The sequence below is a fragment of the Nocardioides sp. Leaf285 genome, assembly GCF_001422955.1.
GTDB classification, from domain to species: Bacteria; Actinomycetota; Actinomycetes; order Propionibacteriales; family Nocardioidaceae; genus Nocardioides; species Nocardioides kribbensis.
Genome location: NZ_LMNH01000001.1, coordinates 717,824 through 743,024, shown reverse-complemented (window position 1 = coordinate 743,024; position 25,201 = coordinate 717,824). Strand labels below are relative to the sequence as shown.

18 protein-coding genes and 1 pseudogene are annotated in these 25,201 nt (G+C 74.6%); 8 read left to right on the top strand and 11 right to left on the bottom strand.

Annotation, left to right across the window (positions count from 1 at the left end):
- Nucleotides 1-12: 12 nt before the first annotated feature.
- The gene (locus ASF47_RS21430; protein ID WP_162242258.1) at nucleotides 13-1,899 is read left to right on the top strand and encodes a hypothetical protein; all 1,887 of its coding nucleotides are present in this window, start codon (nucleotides 13-15) and stop codon (nucleotides 1,897-1,899) included.
- Nucleotides 1,848-3,113, top strand: a pseudogene (locus ASF47_RS21820) (acyltransferase family protein); the annotation flags it as partial. The gene ASF47_RS21430 and the pseudogene ASF47_RS21820, both read left to right, overlap by 52 nt.
- Before the next feature lie 26 nt (nucleotides 3,114-3,139).
- On the opposite strand, the gene ASF47_RS22170 reads toward ASF47_RS21820, so the two are convergent.
- Together ASF47_RS22170 and ASF47_RS03430 are read right to left on the bottom strand one after the other, a co-directional pair.
- Nucleotides 3,140-7,420 carry an alpha-(1->3)-arabinofuranosyltransferase domain-containing protein gene (locus ASF47_RS22170; protein WP_056862548.1) on the bottom strand — a complete coding sequence of 1,427 codons (4,281 nt, stop codon included), beginning with the start codon at nucleotides 7,418-7,420 and terminating at the stop codon, nucleotides 3,140-3,142.
- A complete protein-coding gene (locus tag ASF47_RS03430) occupies nucleotides 7,417-8,241 on the bottom strand; it encodes a class I SAM-dependent methyltransferase (protein WP_235558606.1) in 825 nt (274 codons plus the stop codon). The genes ASF47_RS22170 and ASF47_RS03430 overlap by 4 nt, the downstream gene beginning before the upstream one ends.
- 46 nt (nucleotides 8,242-8,287) lie before the next feature.
- On the opposite strand from ASF47_RS03430, the gene ASF47_RS03425 reads away from it, so the two are divergent.
- Nucleotides 8,288-9,637 (top strand): glycosyltransferase family 4 protein, encoded by a 1,350-nt coding sequence (locus ASF47_RS03425; protein ID WP_082499944.1) that lies wholly within the window; start codon nucleotides 8,288-8,290, stop codon nucleotides 9,635-9,637.
- 50 nt (nucleotides 9,638-9,687) lie between these two features.
- On the opposite strand, the gene ASF47_RS20945 is transcribed toward ASF47_RS03425, so the two are convergent.
- Both ASF47_RS20945 and ASF47_RS03420 read right to left on the bottom strand, forming a co-directional pair.
- The gene (locus ASF47_RS20945) at nucleotides 9,688-9,849 is read right to left on the bottom strand and encodes a hypothetical protein (RefSeq protein ID WP_156697706.1); all 162 of its coding nucleotides are present in this window, start codon (nucleotides 9,847-9,849) and stop codon (nucleotides 9,688-9,690) included.
- 61 nt (nucleotides 9,850-9,910) lie between these two features.
- A complete protein-coding gene (locus ASF47_RS03420; protein WP_056862546.1) occupies nucleotides 9,911-11,677 on the bottom strand; it encodes a hypothetical protein in 1,767 nt (588 codons plus the stop codon).
- Nucleotides 11,678-11,805: 128 nt separating this feature from the next.
- On the opposite strand from ASF47_RS03420, the gene ASF47_RS03415 reads away from it, so the two are divergent.
- A complete protein-coding gene (locus ASF47_RS03415) occupies nucleotides 11,806-13,059 on the top strand; it encodes an oligosaccharide flippase family protein (RefSeq protein WP_235558605.1) in 1,254 nt (417 codons plus the stop codon).
- Nucleotides 13,060-13,117: 58 nt separating this feature from the next.
- On the opposite strand, the gene polA is transcribed toward ASF47_RS03415, so the two are convergent.
- Entirely contained in the window at nucleotides 13,118-15,823 is a 2,706-nt protein-coding gene (gene polA, locus ASF47_RS03410; protein ID WP_056862544.1) for a DNA polymerase I, read from the bottom strand.
- A gap of 88 nt (nucleotides 15,824-15,911) precedes the next feature.
- On the opposite strand from polA, the gene ASF47_RS03405 reads away from it, so the two are divergent.
- Nucleotides 15,912-16,355 (top strand): PaaI family thioesterase, encoded by a 444-nt coding sequence (locus ASF47_RS03405; RefSeq protein WP_056862543.1) that lies wholly within the window; start codon nucleotides 15,912-15,914, stop codon nucleotides 16,353-16,355.
- Between the two features lie 54 nt (nucleotides 16,356-16,409).
- On the opposite strand, the gene ASF47_RS03400 is transcribed toward ASF47_RS03405, so the two are convergent.
- The gene (locus ASF47_RS03400) at nucleotides 16,410-16,988 is read right to left on the bottom strand and encodes a GNAT family N-acetyltransferase (protein WP_056862542.1); all 579 of its coding nucleotides are present in this window, start codon (nucleotides 16,986-16,988) and stop codon (nucleotides 16,410-16,412) included.
- A 128-nt stretch (nucleotides 16,989-17,116) separates the two neighbouring features.
- Here ASF47_RS03400 and ASF47_RS03395 point away from each other — a divergent pair, with 128 nt between their 5' ends.
- Nucleotides 17,117-17,923: a DUF554 domain-containing protein gene (locus ASF47_RS03395; protein WP_200918927.1), complete on the top strand. Its 807-nt coding sequence runs from the start codon at nucleotides 17,117-17,119 to the stop codon at nucleotides 17,921-17,923.
- Nucleotides 17,924-18,087: 164 nt separating this feature from the next.
- A complete protein-coding gene (locus ASF47_RS03390; protein WP_056862541.1) occupies nucleotides 18,088-19,383 on the top strand; it encodes an ABC transporter substrate-binding protein in 1,296 nt (431 codons plus the stop codon).
- A 131-nt stretch (nucleotides 19,384-19,514) separates the two neighbouring features.
- On the opposite strand, the gene ASF47_RS03385 is transcribed toward ASF47_RS03390, so the two are convergent.
- The gene (locus tag ASF47_RS03385) at nucleotides 19,515-20,366 is read right to left on the bottom strand and encodes a bacteriorhodopsin-like (RefSeq protein WP_082499943.1); all 852 of its coding nucleotides are present in this window, start codon (nucleotides 20,364-20,366) and stop codon (nucleotides 19,515-19,517) included.
- 215 nt (nucleotides 20,367-20,581) lie between these two features.
- Between ASF47_RS03385 and ASF47_RS03380 the strand changes: the two genes are divergently transcribed.
- Nucleotides 20,582-21,601, top strand: coding sequence for a beta-carotene 15,15'-dioxygenase, Brp/Blh family (locus ASF47_RS03380; protein WP_056862540.1), 1,020 nt, complete (start codon nucleotides 20,582-20,584; stop codon nucleotides 21,599-21,601).
- Here the strand turns inward: ASF47_RS03380 and ASF47_RS03375 are convergent.
- The 4 genes from ASF47_RS03375 to ASF47_RS03360 all read right to left on the bottom strand — a co-directional run bounded on the left by ASF47_RS03375 (nucleotide 21,582) and on the right by ASF47_RS03360 (nucleotide 25,194).
- The gene (locus ASF47_RS03375; protein WP_056862539.1) at nucleotides 21,582-22,391 is read right to left on the bottom strand and encodes a DUF1963 domain-containing protein; all 810 of its coding nucleotides are present in this window, start codon (nucleotides 22,389-22,391) and stop codon (nucleotides 21,582-21,584) included. The two genes, ASF47_RS03380 and ASF47_RS03375, sit on opposite strands and share 20 nt — an antisense overlap.
- Nucleotides 22,392-22,524: 133 nt before the next feature.
- Nucleotides 22,525-23,310: an ABC transporter ATP-binding protein gene (locus ASF47_RS03370; protein WP_056862538.1), complete on the bottom strand. Its 786-nt coding sequence runs from the start codon at nucleotides 23,308-23,310 to the stop codon at nucleotides 22,525-22,527.
- The gene (locus ASF47_RS03365; protein WP_056862537.1) at nucleotides 23,307-24,209 is read right to left on the bottom strand and encodes an ABC transporter ATP-binding protein; all 903 of its coding nucleotides are present in this window, start codon (nucleotides 24,207-24,209) and stop codon (nucleotides 23,307-23,309) included. Before ASF47_RS03365 ends, ASF47_RS03370 begins: the two co-directional genes overlap by 4 nt.
- Nucleotides 24,199-25,194, bottom strand: a complete 996-nt coding sequence (locus ASF47_RS03360; protein ID WP_056862536.1) for a branched-chain amino acid ABC transporter permease — start codon at nucleotides 25,192-25,194, stop codon at nucleotides 24,199-24,201. Before ASF47_RS03360 ends, ASF47_RS03365 begins: the two co-directional genes overlap by 11 nt.
- Between the last annotated feature and the right edge of the window lie 7 nt (nucleotides 25,195-25,201).

Sequence of the window (25,201 nt, the reverse complement as noted above, 5' to 3'; positions counted from 1 at the left end):
AGACTCGCCGGCGTGCCAGACCAGCCGTCGTCGTCGACCCGCACGACCTCGGACGACGCAGCGGTGTCGACACCTCCCGCACCTCCCGCGCGCGGCGACCGGCCGCCGGCCGCCGGCGCGCGCCCCCTCGTCCTCGGCGCGTGCGCGATCCTGGTGGCGGCGCACCTGGCCCTGCGGGCGTGGGCGCTCTACCCGAGCTGGTTCTACCTCGACGACCTCCAGATGCTCGACGACGCCGAGCGCTCGGGCCTCGGTGCGGGCCTGCTGCTGGAGCCCTACGACAGCCAGTTCATGCCGCTCGGCCGGTTCCTCGCCTGGGTGGTCACCACCGGCGGCGACGTCGACTGGGCCCTCGCCGCCACGACCACCCTGCTGCTGCACCTGCTGGCCGCGGCGGCGTGCGTCTGGATGCTGGTCGTGCTCTTCGGGGCCCGCTGGGCGGTCGTGCCCCTGCTCGCCCTCTACCTCTCCAGCGCCATGACCCTGCCGGCCGCCATGTGGTGGGCGGCCAGCCTCAACGCGCTGCCGCTGCAGGTCGCGTTCTTCTCCTCGGTCGCCGCCTGGACCTGCTACCTGCGCACCGGGCGGCTGCGCTGGCTCCTCGTGACGCTGGTGGCGCTGTCCTTCGGCCTGCTGGGCTACGTCAAGGCGCTGGTCCTGCTGCCGATGCTCGCCGCGTACGCGCTCGGGTGGTTCGCCGAGGGCGGTCCGGCGCGACGTGCGCGCGTGCTGGCCCGTGCCTTCTGGCCCGCCCTGGTCGCCTGCACCGCCCTGGCGGTGGCCTACCTCGTGCACTACCTGCTGCGGGTGCCCTCGCTGGCCGAGGAGACCTCGGGCTCGGTGGCCGGCGGTCTGGCGGAGACGATGCTCGGCCGGTCGCTGTCCACCGGGCTGCTGGGCGGTCCGTGGCGCTGGAGCGACGTCAACCCGCCCGCAGGGCTGGCCGATCCGCCCGACCTGCTCGTGCACCTCGCCTGGGTCGCCCTGGCCCTCGGCGGTCTCTTCGTCGTGCTCCGGCGCACCGGGGCGGCCCGGGCCTGGGCGCTGCTGGCCGCCTACGCGGCCGCCTCCTACGTGCTGCTGCTGGTCACCCGGGCGCCCGTCGTCGGAGAGGTGGCGGGGCTGGAGTACCGCTACCTCAGCGACGTGGCCTGCGCCGCCGTGCTGTGCCTGGGTCTCGCCGTCCTGCCCCTGGCCGGGGCGCCCGGCTCGAGCCGGCCGCGGGACACCCCGCTGCTGCTGGTGGGCGTGGGGCCACGGGTCCTCACCGTCGCCACCGTCGCGGTCGTGGTGGCCGGGGTGGTGAGCTCGGTGCTCTACGCCCGCATCTGGCACACCGACAACCCCGGCGAGACGTACCTCCGCACGACCCAGGCCGAGTTCGCCGGTCTCGGGGCCGTCGACGTGGCCGACACCGTGGTGCCCGACGAGGTGGTGCCCGGCTACCTCTACCCGTTCAACACGACGGTCAGGCTGCTGCCCGTGGTGGTCGACAACGCGCGCTTCCCCTCGGTCACCGACCGTCTCGTCGCCCTCGACGCCCAGGGGCGCCCGCGGCGCGCCGTCATCGACCCCGTGGCCGTGGCCGAGGAGGGGCCGCGGCCCGACTGCGGGTGGGCCGTGCGCGAGGGCCGTTCCCGCACCGTGCCGCTCGACGACACGGCCTTCGACTACACCTGGTGGGTGCGGGTCGGCTACCTGTCGTCGGCCGCCGACACCGTCACCGTCGAGGTCGGCGACCGCACCGTCGAGGCGCCGGTCGACGCCGGCCTGGGCAGCCTCTACGTCGAGGTGACCTCCGCGGTGTCGTCTGTCACCCTGGACGGGCTGTCGCCGGGGACCACGATGTGCGTCGACGTCGTGGAGGTGGGCACAGCCGTCGCAGGAGGTCCGTTGTGAGCACACCGTCGCACGCCCGGCTCGCGCCCGGGGCCGACTCCGGGGCCGACTCCGGCGCCGCCACGGGGGCCGCCACGGGGGCCCGCAGCGCGACCGCCGCGGCCCCCGCTCTCCCCCAGGGCTCGCTCGTGCCCCCGCCGGCGCGCAGCGGCCCCGACTTCGCGGCGCTCGACGCGCTGCGCGCCGTGGGCGCGCTGTGCGTGCTCACCACCCACGTCGCCTTCTGGTCCGGCGACTACACCGGCAACGGGTTCTGGGGCACGCTGCTGGCCCGGCTCGACGTCGGCGTCGCGCTCTTCTTCGTCCTCTCCGGCTTCCTGCTCGCCCGCCCCTGGCTGGCCGCCACGGCCGACCGCAGGCCGACGCCGGCGACACCGGACTACCTGTGGAAGCGCTTCCTGCGGATCGCCCCGCTCTACGTCGTGACCGCGGCCCTCGCCCTGGCGTTCGTGCGCAGCAACGCCGACCTCTCGTGGGGTGACCGGGTCGCCACGCTCCTCATGCTCGACACCTTCCGCTCTCCGCTGCTGCCGGGCGGGCTGACCCACATGTGGAGCCTGGCGGTCGAGGTCACCTTCTACCTCGCGCTGCCGGCCCTCATGGTCGCGCTGCTGGGCCGTCGCCGGGTGCGGGCGGCCCGCGGCCTGCGCCCGGCCCGGGTCCTGGTCGGCATCGCGGCGCTCGTCGTGGTCACCGCCTGGTGGCACCTCGACGGCGCGACCCGGGTGGGCCCCCACACCGAAGGCGCCCCGCTGCAGTGGCTGCCGGCGTACCTGTCGTGGTTCGCGCTCGGCCTGCTGCTCGCGCTGGCCCACGTGCTGCACGAGCGGGGCGCGTGGGAGCGCCTCACCGCGCCGCTGGTCGCGCTGGGCCGCCAGCCCGGGAGCTGCTGGGCCCTGGTGGCCGGCCTGCTGCTCGTCGCCGCGACCCCGGTGGCCGGACCCTCGATGCTCGACGCCCCGACGCCGGGGCAGTCGCTGACCAAGAGCCTGCTCTACGCCGTGGTCGGGCTGCTGGTCGTGGTGACCGGGGTCTTCGCCGACCCCGCCAGCCGCTACGCCCGGGTGCTCTCCCACCCCGCCGCCCGGCGGCTGGGCTGGATCTCCTTCGGGATCTTCTGCCTGCACCTGCCGCTGCTGCACCTGGTGATGTGGGCGACGCCGTGGGAGCTCTTCGAGGGCCACGGCGTGCCGTTGTGGCTGCTGACCCTCGCGCTGTCGCTGGTGGCGGCGGAGGCGTCCTACCGCCTCGTCGAGCGCCCGGCGATGCGCCTGCGCGGACTCGTGGGGAGCCGCTCGGCCAGCCGGCCGGGGAGCCGCACCCCCTCCGGTCCGGCGACGAGCAGCCCCACCAGCGGCACCAGCATCAGGTAGACCGGCCACGCCGCCTCGCCGGCCCACCCGTCGCTGCTGCCCCAGGGCGTCACGGCGTAGGCGCCAGCGACGACGAGGACGGGCACGGCGACCGCCCAGGCGAGCGCGTCACCCGCCCCTCGGCGCTCCAGCAGCCCGGCCGCACCCCGCACGAGCACCGTGACGACGGCCGCCACGACCACGCCGGGCCAGCCGGCCACGGCGCCCGCGCCGAGCAGCCCGACGCCGGCCAGCAGGGCGCCCGGCACCCGGCGGTCGGTCAGCGGTGCGGCGTCGTCGGGCCACCCGCGGCGTCGGCCGAGCAGCACGAGGACGAGCAGCGCCACCAGCCCGACCAGCCCGGCCAGCAGACCGGCGCGGTAGGCGCGGTCGGGTGCGAACACCGCCTCGACCGGGGCGGCCTCGGGCTCCGCTCCCGTGGCCGTTCCCATGGCCGTTCCCGTCGCCGTTCCAGCGGTCGCGGAGGGGGCCGCGGCGTCGGGGAGCAGCCAGCCCTGCTGCCAGCCGTCGACGACCACCGGGGTCAGGTCGACCCCCTCCTGCGAGGCCCGCCAGCCGGCGTTGGCGTTCTGCCGCAGCACCACGAGCGCGTCGCCGGCGGCGGGCTCCACCGTGCGGGTGTCCGGGGTCCGGCGCCACGGCAGCGCCTGCTCCCCCGCGCCCAGCGGGAGGACGGCCTGCGCGGGATCGGTGAGCACGAGCGCGTCGACGGCGAGCGCGGCGCTGCTGGGGGCGTCGACCAGGACCTCGCCGGCGGGCAGGTCGAGGGTGGCGCCGCCGCAGAGGCGGCCGTCGACGACCTCGCCGCGGGCGAGGTCGGCGGGCGCGGCATCCAGCGCGGTGGGCAGCACCTCGCCGTCGACGACGACGTCGGGGCCGGTGCCACAGGGGTAGGCAACCGGCTCGGTGGGCAGCGCCAGCGGGAGGTACTCCACCCCGCCCAGGTCGATCTCCGAGACGCCCACCCCCAGGTCGATGCTGGCGGCGGAGAAGTCGAGGCTCGTGGTGTCGTCGGCCTCGAGCACCTCGACGCGGAGCCGGTCGGTGCGGATCGGCACGAGGCGCGCCCGGCCGTCGTCGAGGTCGACGGTGCGCTGGCCGTCGGGCCAGGTGAGCCGCAGCCGGGTCGGGGCACGCACCGCGGCGTCCTCGTCGACGTCGACCGCGATCCGTCGCAGCGTGCGCTGGCCGAGCCAGGCGAGCTCGAGCGCCGGGCGCAGGTCGTCGGGGTCGGCGCTCCAGGTCGTGCCGGGGTCGCCGTCGACGGCGGCCACCGCACCACCGCGCGGGTCGGGCACGGCGGTGCTGCTGGCGCCGACCGAGACCGGCTGGTCGCGCAGGGCGAGCCGGTCCAGCTCGGGCCCGCCGCGCGGCACCAGGCTCAGCCGGGTGTCCCACGCCGAGGCGGCGTCGAGGGTGAACGCGCGGCTCAGGCCGGCGGCCTCCTCGTCGTCGCGGTCGCGGCCGGCCACGCAGCGCACGTCGCCGTCCACGACGACGCAGCCGCGGCGGGCGTCGCGGTCGCGTCGCAGCACGACCGCGGCCGGGTCGCCCCACGCCGCGGGCAGGGTCGGCAGCACGAGCCGGCGGCGTACGTCGACGCCGGGCAGCACGACCTCCGCCAGCGACAGCGCGCGGCCGGCCACCCCGGAGGCGTCCTCGACCCCGACCCAGGCGGTCTCCCCGGCCGGCAGCGTCGTCTCGCGCACGTCGCCGGGGCCCAGGCGCAGCTCCTCGCCGACGCCGGCCTCGGTGCGCAGCCGCACGAGCTGGTCGTCGGTGGCGCCGGGCCCGCCCTCGAGCCGCACGGTGCCGCCGGCCAGGGGCTGCTCGAGGTCGAGGCGCCACCACGCCGACGAGGAGGACAGCGGGGCCGTCTCCCAGGCCGTCGCGGGGTCGCCGTCGACCGCGGCGTAGGGCAGCGCGCCGCGGCGCGCGCCACCGACCGCGGTGGCGTCGGAGGCCGAGGAGGACGCCGAGACGGCGCGCGCGCCCTCGAGCCGGACCGTCGTCGACCAGCGCCCGGCGTCGGCGGGCAGGTAGTCGCGCGCCGGGTTGCCGGTGCGCCGCACGTCGCCGGGCGTCAGCGCGGCCGAGGCGCCGTCGTGGAGGCGGGCGAAGCCGCGCTCGCGGGCGCGGAGCCCGTCGGTCAGCACCACCGGGGCCTCGAGGCCCCCGTCGTCGCCGACCAGGGCACCGGCGCCCTCCGCACCGTCGGCGGCGAGCACGGTCGGGGTGTCGCCGAGGAGCCCGAGCCGCGACAGGTCCAGCAGGTCCTCGGGGCCGCCGGCCACGACCACGGGCTGCTCGGTGCCCACCGCGAGCCGACCGCCGTCGGGCACCGCCCACACCTCGACCGCGGCCTGCAGCGACTGCCAGCCGCCGTTGACGAGCACCCGCTCGCCGTCGACCTCGTCGAGCAGCGAGCCACCGCCGACGTCGGGCCCGAAGGTCGCCATTCGCTCCAGCCCCGGGCTGTCGGCCAGGGCGGCGTGCACCAGCACGGGGTCGGGCACGTCGCCGTCGCGGGCCAGGTCATTGCGCACCACGAGGTGCTCGACCCCGGCGCGCTGCAGGTAGGCCACCAGCGCCGCCGACCCCTCGCCCTGGGCCAGCCGGTCCTCGATCGCGTCGAGCATGCGAATGTTGCCCGGGCGGGTCAGCGGGATCACGTTGCGCACCGCCCAGGGCGCGTCGGCCAGCCACTGCAGCGGCTCGTCGCGCGGGCCGCCCCACACGTACTCCCCGAAGGCCGAGCCCGGCACCAGCAGGTCGGTGCCGCCGGGGTCCGTGTCGTCCTCGGCCGCCAGCCAGGCCGCGGTCTCCTCCCAGTACGACGGCACCCCGAGGGTCGCGCCGGCCGGGGTCACCCGGCCCAGCGCCGCCGGCAGCGCCGCGCCGGCCACGACCGCCAGCGCCATCGCCACGACCGCCGCGCGGTTGACCCGCTCCAGGCGCGCCTGCGGACCGGCGCCGGGCCCCTGCGGGGCACCCACGTCGGCACGGTCGTCGCGACCACGCGCCAGCACCCGGTCGAGCACGAGGGCCAGGCCCACCACCAGCGGCAGGCGCAGCACGGGGTCGAACTTGTGCACGTTGCGCAGCGGCGCCATCGCGCCGTCGAGCAGCCCGCGCACGTCCGCGGCCCACCAGCCCTCGACCGCCCCGGTGTGGCCGGCCCCGACCATGAGCACGCCGAGGAGCACCGAGAGCACGAGGAAGGAGCGGTGCGGCGTGCGGCGATGGGCCAGCCCGGCCACGCCGAGCAGCAGCACCACACCGCTGTTGAGCACGAGGGTCGCGGTGGTGATCAGGTCGTTGCCGGCGCGCGAGGCGGGGTCGACGTAGGGCACCCAGTTCGAGGTGCCGCGCAGGACGTCGAAGAGCGTGGTCGGGAAGGTCGTGACCGACGTCGTCTCGATGTAGTCGAGGAACGGCGGGCTGTAGGCGCCCATCACGAAGAGCGGCACCAGCCACCACAGCGTACCGAGGAGCGTGAGGAGCGGCCACCACAGCATCAGCGCGCGCCGCCGCGGTCCGGGGGTGCGGGTGAGCAGCCACACCACGCCCAGCGGCAGCACCGCGAAGGTCGCGGCCGCGTTGACGCCGCCGACCATGGCGACCGCCAGGGCGGAGAGGGCCGCGGCACGGCGGGGCGACCCCACCGTGGCACCGCGCACCAGCGGCAGCAGGACCCAGGGCGCCAGGGCGCTGGGCCACGCCTCGATGCTGATCGGGCCGAGCGTGGTCAGCAGCCGCGGCGAGAGCGCGAAGGCGAAGCCCGCCGTGAGGCAGGCCAGGTCGGAGCGCACCCCCAGCGCCCGGGTGACCCGCGCGGCCCCGCTGAGTGCCACCGCCATGACCAGGCCCACCCACAGCCGCTGCACCACCCAGCCGGGCAGGTCGACGAGCCCGCCGAGGAGGAAGAACGGTCCCATCGGCCACAGGTAGCCGTAGGCCTGGTTCTGCAGCTGGCCGAAGGCGCCCTCGCCGTCCCACAGATGCAGGGCCCGGCCCAGGAAGTCGGCGGGCGCGGCGGCGAGGTCGAGCTTGGTGTCGGCGACGAGGTAGCCGGGGTCCTGGACGAAGGCCACCCCCACGACCACCAGGCACGCGGCGAGCAGCCGCAGCCGGAAGGTGGCGGTCATCGCTTGCGCAGCACCAGCACGAGGTTCCAGGTCACGACCTCGCGCAGCACCGGCACGCGCAGCATCCACCACGACCAGCGGGGGTTGTAGCGCGGCAGGACGGCCACGACCTCGGCGTCCTGCTGGCGCGCCGCCCAGTCGAGCCCGGCGGCGACGGTGACGGCGAACAGCGACTCGCCGTACTTGTTCTTGGGCTCGTGGCCGTGCGTGCGGGCGTAGCGGCGACGCGCGTAGCGGCCGCCCACGAGGTGCCACGGCGAGGTCTCGTGGCCGCCCCACGGGCCCCACCACAGGCACCAGCTGATGAACGTCGTGCCGCCGGGCCGGGTGACGCGCAGCATCTCCTCGCACATCAGCCACGGGTCGGAGACGTGCTCGAGGACGTTGGAGGAGTAGCAGACGTCGACCGCGCCGTCACGGAAGGGCAGCCGCATCCCGCTGCCGACGACCGTGCCGCCGGCGATGCCGCCGAGGCCGGAGAGCTCGCCGACGTCGGAGTCGAGGGAGAAGTACGTCGCCCCCGCCGCGCGGAACGCGTCGCGGAAGTAGCCGGGGCCGCCGCCCACGTCGAGCAGCGTGGCGCCGCGCAGGTCGACGTAGGACCCCAGCTGGGTCGCGGAGTCGTCGGCGAGCGCGGTGTAGAAGCGCGCGGGATCGCTCTGCTCGTGGCGGAACTCCCCCAGCAGCCGGGTCGCCCGCCCCCAGGTCGCGCGGCGACGAGCGCTGCGCGGACCGGTCGGGAACACCCGGCCACGCCCGCGTCCGGCGGCTCGGACCTCGCCGGGTCGGCGGCGGGGCAGGAGGGAGCTGGGGCGACGCACGGCGGCGAGACTACCCGCTGGTAGCCGCGTTGGTAGTGTCCGCCGGATGCACGCTCGCCCGTCCCCGGCCGACCGCCCGGCCGACCCGTCCTCCGACCCGCTGGCCGACCCGCTGGCCGACCCGCTGGCCGACCCGCTGGCCGCCTCGCTGGCCGGCACCTCGGTGGTGTTCCTCAGCTGGCGCGACACCAGCAACCCCGAGGGCGGGGGCGCCGAGCGCTACCTGGAGAAGATGGCGGCGGGGCTGGTCGCGCGCGGCTGCGAGGTCACCGTCTTCTGCGCCGCCCACGCCGCGGCACCGCCCGAGCAGGTGGTCGACGGCGTCCGGTTCGTGCGGCGCGGCACGAAGCTCTCGGTCTACCTCGAGGGCATGCGCGCGCTGCGCCGCGGCGACCTCGGCGACCCAGACGTGGTCGTCGACGTGCAGAACGGCCTGCCCTTCTTCAGCCGTCTCGTCACCGGTGCCCCCGTCGTCGTGCTCGTGCACCACGTGCACCGCGAGCAGTGGCCCGTGGTCTACCCCGGGCTGGTGGGCCGGGTCGGCTGGTGGATCGAGCGGCGCCTCGCACCGAGGCTCTACCGCCGCTCCCAGTACGTCGCCGTCTCGCGCGCCACCGCCCGCGAGCTGCGGGCGCTCGGGGTGCGCGGCCCCCGGGTCGCCGTGGTGCACAACGGCACCGACCCGTGGGTGCCGGTCGACCCCGGCCCCTCCCCCCGGCCACTCGTCGCCGTCGTCGGCAGGGTGGTGCCCCACAAGCAGGTCGAGCACGCCGTCGACGCGGTCGTCGCGCTGCGCGAGGAGGTGCCCGGCCTGCACCTCAGCGTCGTCGGCAGCGGCTGGTGGGAGGCGCAGCTGGCCGAGCACGTCGCGGCCCTCGGCGCCGGCGACCTGGTGACGCTGGAGGGCCACGTCACCGAGGAGCGCAAGCACGAGGTCTACGAGCGCGCCTGGGTGCTCGCCCTGCCCTCGCTCAAGGAGGGCTGGGGCCTGGTGATCGGCGAGGCCGGCATGCACGCCACCCCCACCGTCGCCTACCGCTCCGCCGGGGGCACCCAGGAGTCGGTCGAGGACGGTGACTCGGGTCTGCTGGTCGACGACCAGGACGCCTTCACCGACGCGCTGCGCGCCGTGCTCACCGACGACGCCCTGCGCGAGCGGCTGGGCGAGGGCGCCCGGCGCGTCAGCCGCACCTACACCTGGGAGGCCGCCCAGCAGGCCTTCGCCCTCGTGCTGCTCGCCGCGGTGGAGGGGCGCCACGTCGAGAGCCAGGACCCCGAGGTGGTCGCCGACGTGCGGCCCCGCCGCTCCCGGGCGCGACGCGGGGGCACGGACAGCGGCCCGCTCGCACGGGCCCGGCGGGCCCTGGACGCCAGGAGGGGCCGGCGGTCGCGATGACCTCCGGCCCCTCCGGGCACGCTGGGTGACGGCGCCGCTGCGCCGTTGCGTCAGTTGGTCGAGCCGTAGCCGACGACCTGCGAGGCGTCGGTGACGCTCACCGGGCTCTGATCGGGCTTCTGCGTCTGCGACGAGACGACACCGACGATGGTGGCGGTGGCCATGGCGCCGCCGACGAGGACGGCCGCGACCGTGCTGAGAATAGTTCCCACTGTGTAAACCCCTCCCTGAGTTCGGGGAGAGCCTAACAGTGACGACGGTCTCAGGCGGACTTCACGCCGACTTCCTGCGCAGGCGGCGCGCCGCGGCCCGCACCCCGGTCGGCAGGGCCAGCACGCCCACCACCGCGGGTCCCCCCAGGTACGCCGTCCAGGCGAGCACCAGCGCGACCACCCAGCCGCGCGGGGACGGGTCCGCCTCGACCCCGGCGAGACGCACGACCCGGAGCTCGGGCCCGTCGACCAGCACCTGCCCGGCCACGTCGGGCACGTCGGCGGAGAGGGCGGCGGCGGCCTCGAGGTCGACCACCACCACCGCGACGCCCAGGGCGGCGAGCTCCGCGGCGGCGGCCCCGGGGGTGCCCGCGTCGAGCGCGGCCAGCGCCGCGCGGGCGCGGGGGTCCTCCCCGGCGACGGCCGTGCCGTCGACCACGAGGGAGTCGTCGGCGACGTAGTCGGGCGCCAGGTAGCGACCGAGGGGGTCGAGCACCTTCCGGTCGTCGTTCCACGCCGGCCGGCGGTAGCTCGAGGCGGGCAGGACGAGCACGTCGCCCCCGCTGGGGGCCGCGGCGGCCGAGACCACCGGGCGCGCCGCGGCCCACGACGACGGGAGGTCGACGGCGCCCAGCCGGCCCGCCGCGCCCCACGTCGCGTCGGGCAGCAGCGCGACGGGCAGCAGCACCGCGGCCCCCGCCACCGCCAGCGGCAGCACCGGGGCCGCCGAGCGACGCGCCAGCGCGAGCAGCACACCGGCGCCGTGGGCCACGAGGAGCACCAGCAGCGGCGCGCACAGCAGCAGCAGCCGCGACCCGTCGCGCAGCAGGCCCAGCCCCGGCACGGTCGCCGCCAGCGAGCCCAGCGCGTCGGGCACGGCCCAGGTGAGCGCGGCGAGCAGCCACCCGGTCGCCCACGCGGCCAGCAGCACGCCCCGCTCCCGCGCCGGCGTCGCCCGCCACCAGGCGCGTGAGCCGAGCAGGGCCAGCGCCACGAGCACGACCAGCGCCACCCATCCCGTGGCGCCCAGGCGGCTGGGCGGCACGACCTCGACGTTCCACACCCCACCCAGGGTCAGCGCGGCCAGCGGACCCGGCACCGAGCCCTCCCCCTGCAGCGCGAAGAGACGCGCGCCCGCCGCGTCGGTGGTCGCCACCGACGCGTGCAGCGTCCCCGCCACCAGCCACGGCGCGTTGCCGGCCGCCGCCATCGCCAGCACCGCGCGACGCCGGCCGCGCCCCCAGGCGGCCAGCACGAGCACGAGCGCCGAGGCCAGGCCCGCGCTCGCGCTCAGGCAGGCCAGCGGCACCATCAGCCACAGCCGGCGGGGCGCGCGGCCCACCACGCGCCACTCCCGCGCGAGCAGCAGCAGCCACGGCAGCGCGGCGTAGGCGACCAGGACGGGCCAGGCGCCGAGCACGAGCCGCTCGACCACGAAGGGGTTCCACTGCCACAGCCCGACGGCGAGCAGCCGCACCGGGGTCGGGCCGGGCGCCAGCCGCGCGGCCCCCACGCCGCCGGCGACCAGGCTCCCCAGGAGCACGACCTTCTGCAGCACCATGCCGCCGACCACCTCGTCGAGCAGCCCGACCACCGCGTCGGAGGGCACCGCCCGCGGCAGCCCCGAGCCCAGCCCCCACACGTCGGGTCGCAGGGCCAGGTCGGGCACCCACACCATGTCGAAGGTCAGCACGTAGCCCGGCGCGAGGGCCGGCCCGAGCAGCAGGACGGCCAGGAGCAGCGACCACAGCGGTACCAGCCAAGGCGGCGTGCGCCGGGGGTCGACCACGCGGCGCTCGGAGGGGTCGTGCTGTCCGGTGTCGGTCACGGTCCCCCTCGTCCTCCCCTCGTCGACGCCCTCGTCGTCCGTCGCGCGCGGGGTCGCGGTGATCCAACCACCCCGGCCGGAGCGTCCGGGCACCACCGGCGGCGCGCCCCGTCGTAGTGTTCGTGCCCGTGACCCCCACGACCGCGCCGACGACCCGGCGCCTGCGCGGCGGCGCCTCGATCGCCGTGGCGATGGGCGTCATGAACGTCGCCACCTACGGCTACACCGTGGCCGCGGCGCACCTGCTCGGCCGCGAGCCCTTCGGCGCCTTCTCCGCCCTCATGGGCGTCCTGCTCGTGGTCAACGTGCTGTCGCTGGGCCTCCAGGCCACGGGGGCCCGGCGGATCTCGGCGGCGCCGGCGCAGACCGAGGAGATCGAGCGGGTCGTGCTCGGCGTCGGGGTGCGCAGCGCGCTGGGACTCGGCGCGCTGTGCCTGCTCGCCTCCCCCGTGCTCAACACGGTGCTCCAGCTCCACAGTCTTCCCACCGCGATGCTGGTCGCCCTCGCGGCGGCGCCGCTGACCCTCATGGGTGCGCAGGCCGGGGTGCTCCAGGGCGAGCGCCGCTGGGAGCCGCTGGCCCTGGTCTACCTCACCCAGGGGCTCGGCCGCGTCGCCTGCGGACTGGGACTGATGGCGGTGTGGCCGACCGAGTTCGCAGCGATGCTCGGGGTGGCGCTCGGCGCCTGGCTGCCGGTGCTGGTCGGCTGGGTCGCGCTGCGGCGTCCCCGCCCCGAGGTCGAGACACCCGAGGGCCACCCCGGCGTGGAGCTGTTGCGCGAGGTCGGTCGCAGCAGCCAGGCCCTCTTCGCCTTCTTCGCCCTCTCCAACGCCGACATCCTGGTCGCCCGCGCCGTGCTGCCCGACGACCAGGCGGGCCTCTACGCCGCCGGTCTGATCCTGGTCAAGGCGGTGCTCTTCCTGCCGCAGTTCGTCGTGGTCATCGCCTTCCCCAGCATGGCCTCCGACGGCGCCAGCCGTCGCGCCCTGCTGCTGTCGCTGTCGACCACCGCGGTCCTCGGGGCGTGCGCGCTCGGCGGCACCCTGCTCCTGCCCGACCTGGCGCTGCTCTTCGTCGGCGGCTCCGACTTCGACGACATCAAGTCCGAGCTGTGGCTCTTCGCCATCGTCGGCACCCTGCTGGCGATGCTGCAGCTGCTCCTCTACTCCGCCCTGGCCCGTCGCCAGGGCCGCGCGATCCTGGCGCTGTGGACCGGGCTCGTCGTGCTCGTCGCGGGAGCGCTGACGGTGGAGTCGGTGGGCTCGCTCATCGTGCTGGTCGTCGTCATCGACGCCTGCCTCTTCGTGTGCCTGCTCACCCTGGCCCTGCTCGACCGCCCGGCCGTCGCCCCCGAGGCGGCACCGGCGCGCGTCGGCGACTGAGCCCGCCCGCGCCCTCCGGCACCCCCGGCGACGGGAGCGTGCGTCCGGCCGGGGACGGCTAGTGGGCCGCGTCGTGCCAGCTGCGGCCGGTGCCGACGGAGACGTCGAGCGGCACGGCCAGGTCGGCGGCGCCGCCCATGTGGGTGCGCACGAGGGCCTCGAGGGCCTCCCGCTCACCGGCGGCGACCTCGAGCACGAGCTCGTCGTGCACCTGGAGCAGCATCCGCGAGCGCAGGCCCTCGGCGGCGATCGCCTCCTCCACCCGCAGCATCGCAACCTTGATGATGTCGGCGGCCGAGCCCTGGATGGGGGCGTTGAGCGCCATCCGCTCGGCCATCTCGCGGCGCTGACGGTTGTCGCTGGTGAGGTCGGGCAGGTAGCGACGGCGCCCCATGATGGTCTCGGTGAAGCCCGAGCGACGGGCCTCCTCGACGATGCCCTCGAGGTAGTCGCGGATCCCGCCGAAGGTCTCGAAGTACTCCTCCATCAGCCCGCGGGCCTCGCCCGGCTCGATGCCGAGCTGCTGGGAGAGCCCGAAGGCCGAGAGCCCGTAGGCCAGGCCGTAGTTCATGGCCTTGATCTTGGCCCGCTGCTCGACGGTGACCGCGTCGGCCGGGGTGTCGAAGACCCGGGCCGCGGTGATCGAGTGGAAGTCGCGACCCGACCTGAAGGCCTCGATGAGCAGGGCGTCCTCGGAGAGGTGCGCCATGATGCGCATCTCGATCTGGCTGTAGTCGGCGGTCATCAGGCACTCGAAGTCGGCGCCGTCGGCCTCGCGACCGACCACGAAGGCCTCGCGGATGCGCCGACCCTCCTCGGTGCGGATGGGGATGTTCTGCAGGTTGGGGTCGGTGCTGGAGAGCCGGCCGGTGGCGGCGATCGTCTGGTTGTAGGTGGTGTGGATGCGCCCGTCGGGGGCCACGGTCTTGAGCAGGCCCTCGATGGTCTGGCGCAGCCGGATGACGTCGCGGTGGCGCAGCAGGTGCAGCAGGAACGGGTGCTCGGTCTTGACGTAGAGCGCCTGCAGCGCGTCGGCGTCGGTGGTCCAGCCGGTCTTGGTGCGCTTGGTCTTGGGCATGTCGAGCTCGTCGAAGAGCACCACCTGCAGCTGCTTGGGCGAGCCGAGGTTGATCTCCTTGCCGATGACGGCGAAGGCCTCGTCGGCGGCCTGCTTGACCTCGTCGGCGAAGTGGGACTCCAGCGCCTCCAGGTGGTCGGTGTCGACGGCGATGCCGACCTGCTCCATGCGGGCCAGCTGCTCCACCAGCGGCAGCTCGACCTGCGCCATGAGCTCGCGCCCGCCGTGCTCCTCCACCGCGGTGTCGAGGGCCTCGGCGAGGTCGACGACGGCGCGGGCGCGCAGCATCGCGACGTCGGCGACGGCCTCGTCCTCGTCGAAGAGCAGGCCCTGGTCGCCGTCGGTCTCCTCGCGCAGCTCCCTGCGCAGGTAGCGCAGCGTGAGGTCGGCCAGGTCGTAGGAGCGCTGGTCGGGCCGCACGAGGTACGCCGCGATCGCGGTGTCGCTCTGCAGGCCGCGCAGGGTCCAGCCGTGGGCGGCCAGCGCCAGCACAGGGCCCTTGGCGTCGTGGAGCACCTTGGGCCGGGCGGCGTCGCCGAGCCACGCCGCGAGCGCGGCGTCGTCGGCGGGGGTCAGGGTGGCGGCGTCGACGTAGGCCGTGCGATCACCGGGGGCGGCCAGCGCGAGGCCGTCGACACGACCGGAGCCGGCGCCCCACGCGCCCCGCACGTGCAGACCCACGACGCCGTCGCCGGTCTCCTCCAGCCACGGGCCCAGCTCGTCGGCGCCCAGGGTGGTGCCGCCGACCTCGAAGCCGGGACCGTCGACCTCCTCCTCCGAGGTCAGGGTCTCGAAGAGCCGGTCGCGCAGCACGCGGAACTCCAGCCCGTCGAAGAGGGTGTGGACCTCCTGGCGGTCCCAGGGCCGCATCGCGAGGTCGGCGGGCAGCAGCTCGAGGTCGAGGTCGCGCACCAAGGCGTTGAGGCGACGGTTGCGGATCACGTCGCCGAGGTGGGCGCGCAGGTTGTCGCCGGCCTTGCCCTTGATGGCGTCGGCGTGGGTGATGACGTTGTCGAGGCCGTCGTACTGCGCGATCCACTTGGCCGCGGTCTTCGGGCCGACCCCGGGCACGCCGGGCAGGTTGTCGGAGTCCTCGCCGACCAGCGCGGCCAGCTCGGGGTAGCGGTGCGGGGGCACGCCGTACTTGGTCTCCACGGCCTCCGGGGTCATCCGGGCCAGGTCGGAGACGCCGCGCATGGGGTAGAGCACCGTGCAGGCCTCGGTGACCAGCTGCAGCGAGTCGCGGTCGCCGGTCAGCACGAGCACGTCCATGCCGTCGGCCTGGGCCTGGGTCACCAGCGTGGCGATGATGTCGTCGGCCTCGAAGCCGTCCTTCTTCAGGAACGGCACCCGCAGCGCCCCGAGGACCTCCTCGATCAGCGGCAGCTGGCTGCCGAACTCGCTGGGGGTCTTGTTGCGCTTGGCCTTGTACTCGGAGTACTCCTCCAGCCGGAAGGTCTGCCGGGAGACGTCGAAGGCCACCGCGAGGTGCGTCGGCTGCTCGTCGCGCAGCACGTTGATCAGCATCGAGGTGAAGCCGTAGACGGCGTTGGTGTGCTGCCCCGTGGTCGTCGAGAAGTTCTCCACCGGCAGCGCGAAGAAGGCGCGGTAGGCCAGCGAGTGGCCGTCGAGCAGCAGCAGTCGCGGGCGGGCGGAGGCGTCGGGAGCGGGCGTCGTCTCGGGCACCCGGCGACTCTATCCGTCGCCGGGGACACCGCCACCCGCGCCGCCGGAGGGCCCGGCCGGTGCCGCGACCCCCGCTAGGTTGAGCCCCATGAGCGAGACCTCCGCACCCCGGTCCACCGACGACCTGATGGCCTCCCTGCCCCACGGCATGGGTGGGCTGAACGAGAAGATGGGCATCGAGCTCGTCGAGTTCTCCGCCGACAGGGTCGTGGCGACCATGCCCGTCGAGGGCAACACCCAGCCCTACGGCCTGCTGCACGGCGGGGCCTCGGTCGTGCTGGCCGAGAGCCTCGGCTCGATGGGCTCGGCGCTGCACGCCGACCCGCTCGGCAAGGTCGCGGTGGGCGTCGACATCAACGCCACCCACCACCGCTCGGCGACCGCGGGCCTGGTGACGGGCACCGCGACCCCGGTGCACCTGGGGCGCTCCTCGGCGTGCTTCGAGGTCGTGGTCACCGACGAGCGCGGCAAGCGGGTCTGCACCGCGCGCATCACCTGCGCGCTAGTGCCCAAGGAGCAGCTGGGCATGTGACCCGGCGCCCCGGGTGGTCCTCGGACCGGCCGGGGCCCTGTCGACGGAGCGGGCTCAGGCCTCGGCCTGGGACTCCTTGCGCCGCAGCGAGCGGCGGGCGGCGAGCACCTGCCCGCGCTGCCGGCTGGTGAGCCCGCGCCCGGTGCCGGGGCGCTGGGCCTCGATCTTGCTGCGCACCAGCGCGGTGGCCGCGACCCTGACGGTCGCCTGCGGGGCGAGCGCGAGGCGGGCCATGAAGCGGTTGGCGTCGCGGGAGCCGGAGTCGGCCGCGGTCATCACGTGGGCGACGCCGAGCTCCTCGGCGTAGGCGACGGCCGACTCCATGAGGGTGCGGCCGATGCCGCGGCGGCGGTAGGCCGGCAGGACGTGGGGCGAGAGCGCCTGCACGACCGGCTCGAGGTTGATCGGGCTGACCGTGGCCACGCGGAGGTAGACCGCGCCGGCCGGCTCGCCGTCGTGCTCGGCCACCAGCAGCCGCTGCTCGGGCGAGTCGGCGGCCGACTTGATGACCACCTCGAGGTCGGCGACCTGCTCCTGCAGGTCGGTGCGACGCAGCGAGTCGGCCCACAGCTCGGCCAGGAACAGGGCGTCGGCGACCTCGGCGGGCCGCAGCGAGACCTGCGAGCGTGTCATCGACCCGACCCTCCCCTGGGCCCTCGGCAGGGCCCGTCCGTGGTGGGCGCCCCCCGGCGAGCCCCCTTCGTGCGTGTGACGCGCCGTCGAGACTACGCTCCCACCCGATCGACTGTCAGAGGAGTCCCGTGATCCCCGGTGCCGGCACGCTCGTCAACGTCGCGACGGTCCTGCTGGGCTCCGGGCTGGGCGTCCTGCTGGGCAACCGGCTGCCGACCCGCACCCGCGAGCTGGTCACCGACGCCCTCGGCCTCGTCACGCTGCTCATCGCCGCCACCTCGGCGATGGAGGTGCTCTCCCCCGACCTGAGCGACGCCGTCGGCAGCAGCGCCCCGATGCTCGTCGTCCTCGGCGCCATGCTGGTCGGCGGGATCGTCGGCTCCACGCTGCGCCTGGAGCAGCGCGTCGAGCAGCTGGGAGCCTGGCTGCAGCGCCGCCTGGGCGGGGGCTCCGGGTCGGGTGACGCAGCACCGGACGCCGCGGTGCCGGACACCGCCGGACCGGGAGCGGCGGCGGGCGAGCGGCGGCGGCGCTTCGTCGAGGGCTTCGTCGTGGCCTCGCTGGTCTTCTGCACCGGGCCGCTGACCATCCTGGGCTCCCTCAACGACGGCCTCGGCAACGGCGCCGACCAGCTCTACCTGAAGTCGACCCTCGACTTCTTCGCCGCCATCGCCTTCGCGGCCTCCTTCGGGTGGGGCGTGGCCGCCTCGGTGCTCACCGTCGTCACCGTGCAGGGCGGGCTCACCCTGGTCGGGCTCGCGCTGGGCGACGTGCTCCCCGACGCCCAGCTCGCCGCGATCACGGCCACCGGCGGGCTGCTGCTCGTCGGGGTCGCGCTGCGGCTGCTGCGCATCCGCGAGGTGGCCGTGGCCGACCTGCTGCCGGCGCTGCTCGTGGCCCCGCTGCTGGTGACGGCGCTCGCGGCGTACCGCTGATCCTCGCGTGACGGGGCCCCGGGGGCACCGATCCGGCCCCAAGGTCACGAATCGGCCACAAACGTTTCAGCCTGCGCAAGCGGGGTACCAAAGCGGCCCCTGCGCACTAGGTTGCCTCCTGTGCCGTGACCCCGACCACGGTGCCACGAGATCCCGGAGGACAGATGAAGCGTAGATCCACCACGATCCGCCTCGCCGCCGTTGCGGCTGCCAGCGCGATGGTGCTCGCAGGCTGCGGCAGCGACTCGGGCGACGAGGAGCCCAGCTCCACCAGCTCCGACAGCGGGTCCTCGGCCCCGACCGCGGAGGGCGACGGCACCCTGGTGTTCGGCACGCTGCTCCCGCAGACCGGCAGCCTGGCCTTCCTCGGCCCGCCGGAGTTCGCCGGCGTCGACCTGGCCGTCAACGACATCAACGAGGCCGGCGGCGTCCTCGGTGCCGACGTCGAGAGCGTCCGCGGCGACTCGGGCGACACCGACTCCGGTATCGCCCCGGCCGAGACCGACAAGCTCCTCGACGGGGGCGCCGACGTCATCGTCGGTGCCGCGTCCTCGGGCGTCTCGCTCACCGTGATCGACAAGATCATGTCCTCGGGCGCGGTCATGTTCTCCCCGGCCAACACCTCCACCGCCTTCGACGAGGGCGACTACGCGGAGCCGGACAACTACTTCCGCACCGCCCCCTCCGACATCCTCCAGGGTGCGGTCATGGCCAACCTGCTGCTGCAGGACGGTCGCCAGAACGTCGCGATCCTCGCCCGCCAGGACGCCTACGGCGAGACCCTGGCCGAGCAGATCGCCACCAACCTGGAGAACGCCGGCAGCCAGGTCGCCGCCACCGTGTTCTACGGCGAGAAGGCCCAGTCCTACGACTCGCAGGTGGAGGAGATCGCGGGCTCCGGCGCCGACGCCGTCGTGCTGGTCGCCTTCGAGGAGACCACCTCGATCATCCCGCAGCTGATCCAGGCCGGCGCCGGTCCGCAGGACCTGCCGACCTACTTCGTCGACGGCAACACCGCCAACTACGACAAGTCGGCCACCGCTCCGCTGCCCGACGGCACCCTCGAGGGCACCAAGGGCACGATCCCGGGCGCCGAGACCGCGGCCGACTTCAAGGACCGCCTGGCCACGGTCGACGACAACCTCAAGGACTACGCCTACGCCGCGGAGTCCTACGACGCCACCATCGTCTCCGCCCTGGCCGCGATCGCGGCCGACAGCGACGCCGGTGACGCCATCGCCGAGCAGATCCCCGACGTGACCCGCGAGGGCACGACGTGCACCACCTTCGAGGAGTGCGCCGGCCTGCTGGCCGACGGCGAGGACATCGACTACGACGGTGTCTCCGGCCCCATCGAGCTGAGCGACCTGGGCAGCCCGACCTCGGCGTCGATCGGCATCTACGAGTACGACGCGCAGAACAAGATCTCGCCGGTGGACTACATCAGCGGCGACATCTGAGCCGACCGCGGCACCGCACCACCAGCACCCGCTTCATCCGCAGGGCCCCGGAGCACCGCTCCGGGGCCCTGCGCCGTCCCGCCCGGACGGGAGCGGGAGGGACCGGGCGACGCGCGCACCGGTCCCCCCGCTCAGGCCACCGTGGTGGTGGACGCCGCGCGGTCCCGGGTCGAGGCGGGCCGCTCGAGCGCCGTGCCCTCCTCCGCGGCCTCGAAGGCCGGGTCGTCGGCGAAGGACTTCAGGCGCGCGATGCGGTAGATGAGCAGGCCGTAGAGCGCCTTGGCCAGGATGTCGGCGATGGAGTAGCCGGCCTGCTTGCCGACCCAGGCGTCGGAGCCGTCGAAGCCGAGCAGGGGCAGCAGGTAGGCGATCGGGTAGACCCCCCACGAGGCGAAGAGCAGGATCCGCAGCCGCGAGATGGTCTGGCGCACCGCGGGCGGCTGGCGGTCCAGCGACCGGGTCAGCTCCACGAAGAGCACGTAGAGGATGTAGAGGAACGGCAGGGTCGACAGCAGCCCGAACACGTGGCGCAGGGCGTCGCTGTCGCTGATCTCCCCCGGGTAGCCCAGGACGATCATCAGCGCCGAGGCCGGCACGAGCCGCCACAGCAGCGACGCCTGGAGCTTGCGGGCCAGGGCGAGGACGACGACCAGCTCCACGAGCAGGAGCGGCACCGTGAGCAGCCAGTCGACGTAGCGGTAGCCCTCGTTGAACGACGCACCGACGGCCTGGGTGTAGGTGCCCTCGCCCCCGACCGCGTCGGTGACGAAGGCCTCCTTGAAGGAGCTGAAGATGCGGAAGTAGTGGTAGGCGGCGATGCCGCACACCACCGCGGAGACCAGGAGCGCCTGCCGGTAGCGCGGCAGCACGCGCGGCTGGGCGGCGACGAGGAACAGCGCGGTGAACAGCTGGGCCGCGATGACCAGCGACAGCAGGTTGTAGACCGTGTCGTACTGGCCCTGGGTGAGTTGATCGGGAATCACTGGAACGACCTCCGTTGACGTGTGGCCGAGGAGGGCGACGGCGCCCTCAGGTCAGCACAAGTGGCGCTGACCTGCGCCGATGCGGGCCGTGGTGGGCCGCTGACGCAGCCTCAGTGTGGACCTCCACGCGAACTTCAACAAGATATTTCAATCCTTTGTTGAGATTTTGCCGTCCAGGGGTCCCCGAGGCCGTCGCCGAGGTCGATACTCGCGGTGTGACCGTCCTCGAGCCCCGACTCGCCCCCGCCGGCGGGCCGGCGCGCGTCGACGTGCTCCGCACCGCGTGCCGCTGGTCGCGCCGACTCGCGGTCGTGGCCGTCGGCGGGGCCGTCGTGCTGGCGGCGGCGCCGGTCCCCGCCGGGGTCTCGGGTCCCCTCGTGCTCGCCGTCGCGGGCGCCGGGCTGCTCCTCGGCCTGCCGCACGGGGCCGTCGACCACGTCGTGGCCGCGCGGCTCACCCGCCGGCCGTGGCCCGTGGTCGCCCTCGCGTACGCCGCGGTCGCCGCGGTGAGCTGGGTCCTGCTCGCCACCGCGGGGCCGGTGGCCCTGGTCGCGGTGCTGGTGCTCAGCGTGGTGCACTTCGGCCTCGGCGAGCTCGAGGTCGTCAGGGAGGTCTCCGGGTGGCGGCCCGGCCCCGTCGTGTCGGTCGCGGTCGCTCTCGCGGGAGCCGGCGCCCTGCTGCTGCCGCTGGCCCGCGCCGGGCCGCTCCTGGTCGACGTCGGCACCGCGGTCTCCCCCGGACTCGGGCCGCTCCTGGGCGAGCCCGTCGTGCGGGCCGCGCTCGCCGCGACCTGGGTCGCGGCCGCAGCGGTGGCGACGACGGCCGCGCTGCGGGCGGGCCGGCGTCAGGTCGCCGCCGACGTGCTGATGCTCGGCCTCCTCGGCGCGGTCGTGCCGCCGCTCGCCGCCTTCGCCCTGTGGTTCGGCGGCTGGCACGGTCTGCGCCACTGCGCCCGCCTGCTGCTCGACGACCGGCACTGCGCCTCCTGGGTCGCCGCGGGTGACCCCGCCCGAGCGGTGCGCGTCCTGGCCGGCCGCGCGGCGTGGCCCACCCTCGCGGCCACGGCCGTGCTCGCCGCCCTCCTCGCGGGGTCCGTGCGCGCCGCCGACCCGAGCCGCGCGCTCGCCACGACGCTGCTGCTCCTGCTGGCCCTGACGGTGCCGCACATGCTGGTCCTGCTGTGGAGCGACCACCGCGCCCGGCACCCCGGCCGACTCAGCCGGTCTGCCAGGTGAAGCCCAGCTCGGAGGGCTCCGGCGGTCGTGTGCCGTCGGTGCGGGCGAGCCAGTAGAGGCAGCCCGCGTCGCCCCAGGCGGAGTCCGCGCCGCCGTCGACCTGCAGCAGCGGGCGCCACCGCAGCGCCTCGCGGCGGTGCTCCTCGTCCCACGTCGCCGCGCCCAGCCGGGCCTCGGCCGCCTCCCACTCCACCGCTCCCTGCACCGGACGGGCCCAGCCTCCGAGCTGGTGACCGACCGCGTCCTCACCGACCGCGTCGTCGAGCAGCTCCCCCAGACGCTCCTCCATGGCGTCGGGGAGCTCGACCCCGGCGATCTCGAGCACCGGGTGCTCGCTGTCGGGCCAGGTGAGGACCTGGACGCCGGCGAGCGCGGCGTGCGCCCCCAGGGCCGGCCCGACCCCCTCCAGGTGGAGCAGTCGCCACCCCGCCGCGGTGCCGGGATCGGCGGCGTCGACGATCGCACCGGTGCCGTCGGGGTCGTCGTAGCAGAACGCGAGCAGCCGTCCGGTGCTCGCCAGCCGCAGGCCGGCGTCGAGGCCGGCGGCGGCCACCGCGGCGAGGTCCACCTCGGCGACGAGGCGCAGCCGACCCTCACCCGGCCACCGCGGGCGGTCGGCGCCCGGTGGGAGGTCGGGCGACCCACCGAGCCGCGCCACCGCCGGCTCCCCCGGCCCGGCGGGTCTCAGCAGCACCGCCGGGCGGAGCAGCCCGAGCCAGGCCCTCGCGCCCGCCTCGTCGAGGTGCTCCCGGGCGAGGGCGGTCAGGTGCTCGCTGGCGAGTGCGGTCATGTCCACCATCGTGGAGGGGGCAGCCAAGGAGGACCCGGCCCCCGGTCGACGACACCCGGCAGCGACACGGGTGCGGTCCCGCTCCTGCTCCCGCAGGAGCGGGACCGCTTCCCGCAGCCGAGGTGGGGCCGGCTCAGGAGGCCTGCTTGCCCAGCGTGCCGAGGTACAGCTCGATGACCTTCGGGTCGTCGGCCAGCGAGCGGCCCGTGCCGGTGTAGGCGCTGCGTCCCTGGTCGAGGACGTAGCCGCGGTCGCAGATCTGCAGGCAGCGACGGGCGTTCTGCTCGACCATGACGACCGAGACCCCGGCCTGGTTGATCTTGCGGGTCTGCACGAAGACCTCGTCCTGCATCACCGGCGACAGACCCGCCGACGGCTCGTCGAGCAGCAGGACCGACGGGTCCATCATGAGGGCGCGGCCCATCGCCACCATCTGACGCTCGCCGCCCGACAGCGAGCCCGCGCGCTGCTTGCGCCGGGTGCCGAGGGTCGGGAAGAGGTCGGTGACGAAGTCGAAGCGGTCCTGGAACGTCTTGGGAGCCTGGTAGCAGCCCATCTCGAGGTTCTCCTCGATGGTGAGGCTCGGGAAGACGTTGTTGGTCTGCGGCACGAAGCCGATGCCCTGCGCCACGAGCTGGTCGGCCCGCTTGTTGGTGATCGCCTCGCCCTTGAGCGTGACCTGGCCGGTGTGGATCTTGACCAGGCCGAAGAGCGCCTTGAGCAGCGTCGACTTCCCGGCGCCGTTGGGTCCGATGATGCCGACCAGCTCACCGGGCTGGCAGTAGAAGTCGGCGCCGTTGAGGATGTTGACACCCGGGAGGTAGCCCGCGATCAGGTTGTCGGCCCGCAGGACGGCGCCCTCGGCGCCGGCCTCGTGGGCGCGGCGCTCGGGGCTGTCGGGCTCGGTGGTGCCGCTCATTCCTTGGTCCCCTCGATCTCGGCCATGGCCTCTTCCATGATGGCCTCTTCGTCCATCTCGCTGAGGTCGGTGTCGTGGTGGGCGCCGAGGTAGGCGTCGATGACGCGCTGGTCGGCCATCACCGAGGCCGGGGTGCCCTCGGCGACGATCTGGCCCTGCGCCATGACGATGACCCAGTCGGAGATGTGACGCACCATGTCCATGTCGTGCTCGACGAAGAGCACGGTGCGGCCCTCGTCGCGCAGGGACTGCACGTGGCCGAGCAGCGACTGCTTGAGCGCCGGGTTCACACCCGCCATCGGCTCGTCGAGCATGATCAGCTCCGGGTCGACCATCAGCGCGCGCGCCATCTCGAGGAGCTTGCGCTGACCGCCCGAGAGCGAGCCGGCGAAGTCCTCGCGCTTGGCGTCGAGCTTGAAGCGCACCAGCAGCTCGTCGGCACGACGCGTGATCTCGTCCTCCTGCGAGGACCACAGCGACTTGAAGGGTGCCGACCAGAAGCGCTCGCCGCGCTGGCCGGTCGCCCCCAGGCGCATGTTCTCGATGACTGTCAGCTTGGAGAGCACCTTGGTCAGCTGGAAGGTGCGCACCATGCCGCGGCGGGCGACCTTGTAGGCCGCGACCCCGCTGAGGGGCTTGCCGTTGAAGCTCCAGTCGCCCGTGTCGGGGGCGTCGAAGCCGGTGAGCAGGTTGAACAGCGTGGTCTTGCCGGCGCCGTTGGGCCCGATCAGCGCGGTGATGACGCCGCGCTGGATCTCCAGGTGCTCCACGTCGACGGCCTTGAGGCCGCCGAAGGCGCGGGAGATGTTGTCGCCGACGATCAGCGGGTCGGGCTTGCGGGCCCCGGGGTCGGTGGGGACGCCGGCGAGGCCGGCGCGCCCTGTCGAGTCAGCGTCCATCGATCGCGATCTCCCTCCGGTCACCGAAGATCCCCTGTGGTCGGTAGATCATCAGCAGCATCAGTGCCAGTCCGGTGATGATGAAGCGGACGAGGCTGGACTGGGTGTCGTCCATGATCCAGCTGGGGATCAGCGGGTCGACGCCCGAGGTGGCCTGGCCGAAGAACGAGCCGAGGCCGGACAGCAGGAACCAGAAGATGATCGCGCCCACCACGGGACCGAGCACCCGGGCCGCACCACCGAGCAGCAGCGCGGTGTAGGCGTAGAAGGTGATGTTGGTGGAGTAGTCGCTCGGCACGACCGAGGACTGCTTCAGGGCCAGGAACAGACCGGCCAGGCCACCGAACATGCCGCCCAGGATGAGCGCCTGCATCTTGTAGGCGAAGACGTTCTTGCCCAGCGAGCGCACGGCGTCCTCGTCCTCGCGGATCGAGCGGAGCACGCGACCCCACGGGCTGCGCATCAGCGCGAACACGATGAGGCAGCCGAGGGCCACGAGGACCCAGCCCACCGTGACCGACCAGAGGTCGTCGCGGCTGTAGCGCACGATGCCCCAGTCGATGCCCTCGGAGTAGGGGTTGAGGTCCTTGTAGACGCTGGAGTAGCCGGTGAGCCCGTTGGAGCCACCGAAGTAGTCCTTCATCTCCACCGAGCCGAAGACCAGGCGCAGGATCTCCGCCGTCGCGATGGTGGCGATGGCGAGGTAGTCGGCCCGCAGCCGCAGGGTCGGGAACCCGAGCAGCACGGCGAGCAGCAGCGGGGCGGCGAAGGCCATCACCAGGCCCACGCCGAAGGGCAGCCCGGCCACGACCACGGTGACGGCGAGGCCGTAGGCACCCACGGCCATGAAACCGGCCTGGCCGAAGTTGAGCAGGCCGGTGTAGCCGAAGTGGATGTTGAGGCCGATCGCGGCCAGGGCGTAGACGATGGCGTTGGGACCCAGGGCCTGGGTCAGGGCCGTCGAGAAGATGTCTGTGAAGTCCATGTCGGGG

Bases quoted from the DNA above. Each gene is read 5' to 3' on its own strand.
- ASF47_RS22170 (WP_056862548.1), bottom strand. From the start codon at position 7,420: ATGACCGCCACCTTCCGGCTGCGGCTGCTCGCCGCGTGCCTGGTGGTC.
- ASF47_RS03425 (WP_082499944.1), top strand. From the start codon at position 8,288: ATGCACGCTCGCCCGTCCCCGGCCGACCGCCCGGCCGACCCGTCCTCC.
- ASF47_RS03405 (WP_056862543.1), top strand. From the start codon at position 15,912: ATGAGCGAGACCTCCGCACCCCGGTCCACCGACGACCTGATGGCCTCC.
- ASF47_RS03400 (WP_056862542.1), bottom strand. From the start codon at position 16,988: ATGACACGCTCGCAGGTCTCGCTGCGGCCCGCCGAGGTCGCCGACGCC.
- ASF47_RS03390 (WP_056862541.1), top strand. From the start codon at position 18,088: ATGAAGCGTAGATCCACCACGATCCGCCTCGCCGCCGTTGCGGCTGCC.
- ASF47_RS03375 (WP_056862539.1), bottom strand. From the start codon at position 22,391: ATGACCGCACTCGCCAGCGAGCACCTGACCGCCCTCGCCCGGGAGCAC.
- ASF47_RS03370 (WP_056862538.1), bottom strand. From the start codon at position 23,310: ATGAGCGGCACCACCGAGCCCGACAGCCCCGAGCGCCGCGCCCACGAG.
- ASF47_RS03365 (WP_056862537.1), bottom strand. From the start codon at position 24,209: ATGGACGCTGACTCGACAGGGCGCGCCGGCCTCGCCGGCGTCCCCACC.
- ASF47_RS03360 (WP_056862536.1), bottom strand. From the start codon at position 25,194: ATGGACTTCACAGACATCTTCTCGACGGCCCTGACCCAGGCCCTGGGT.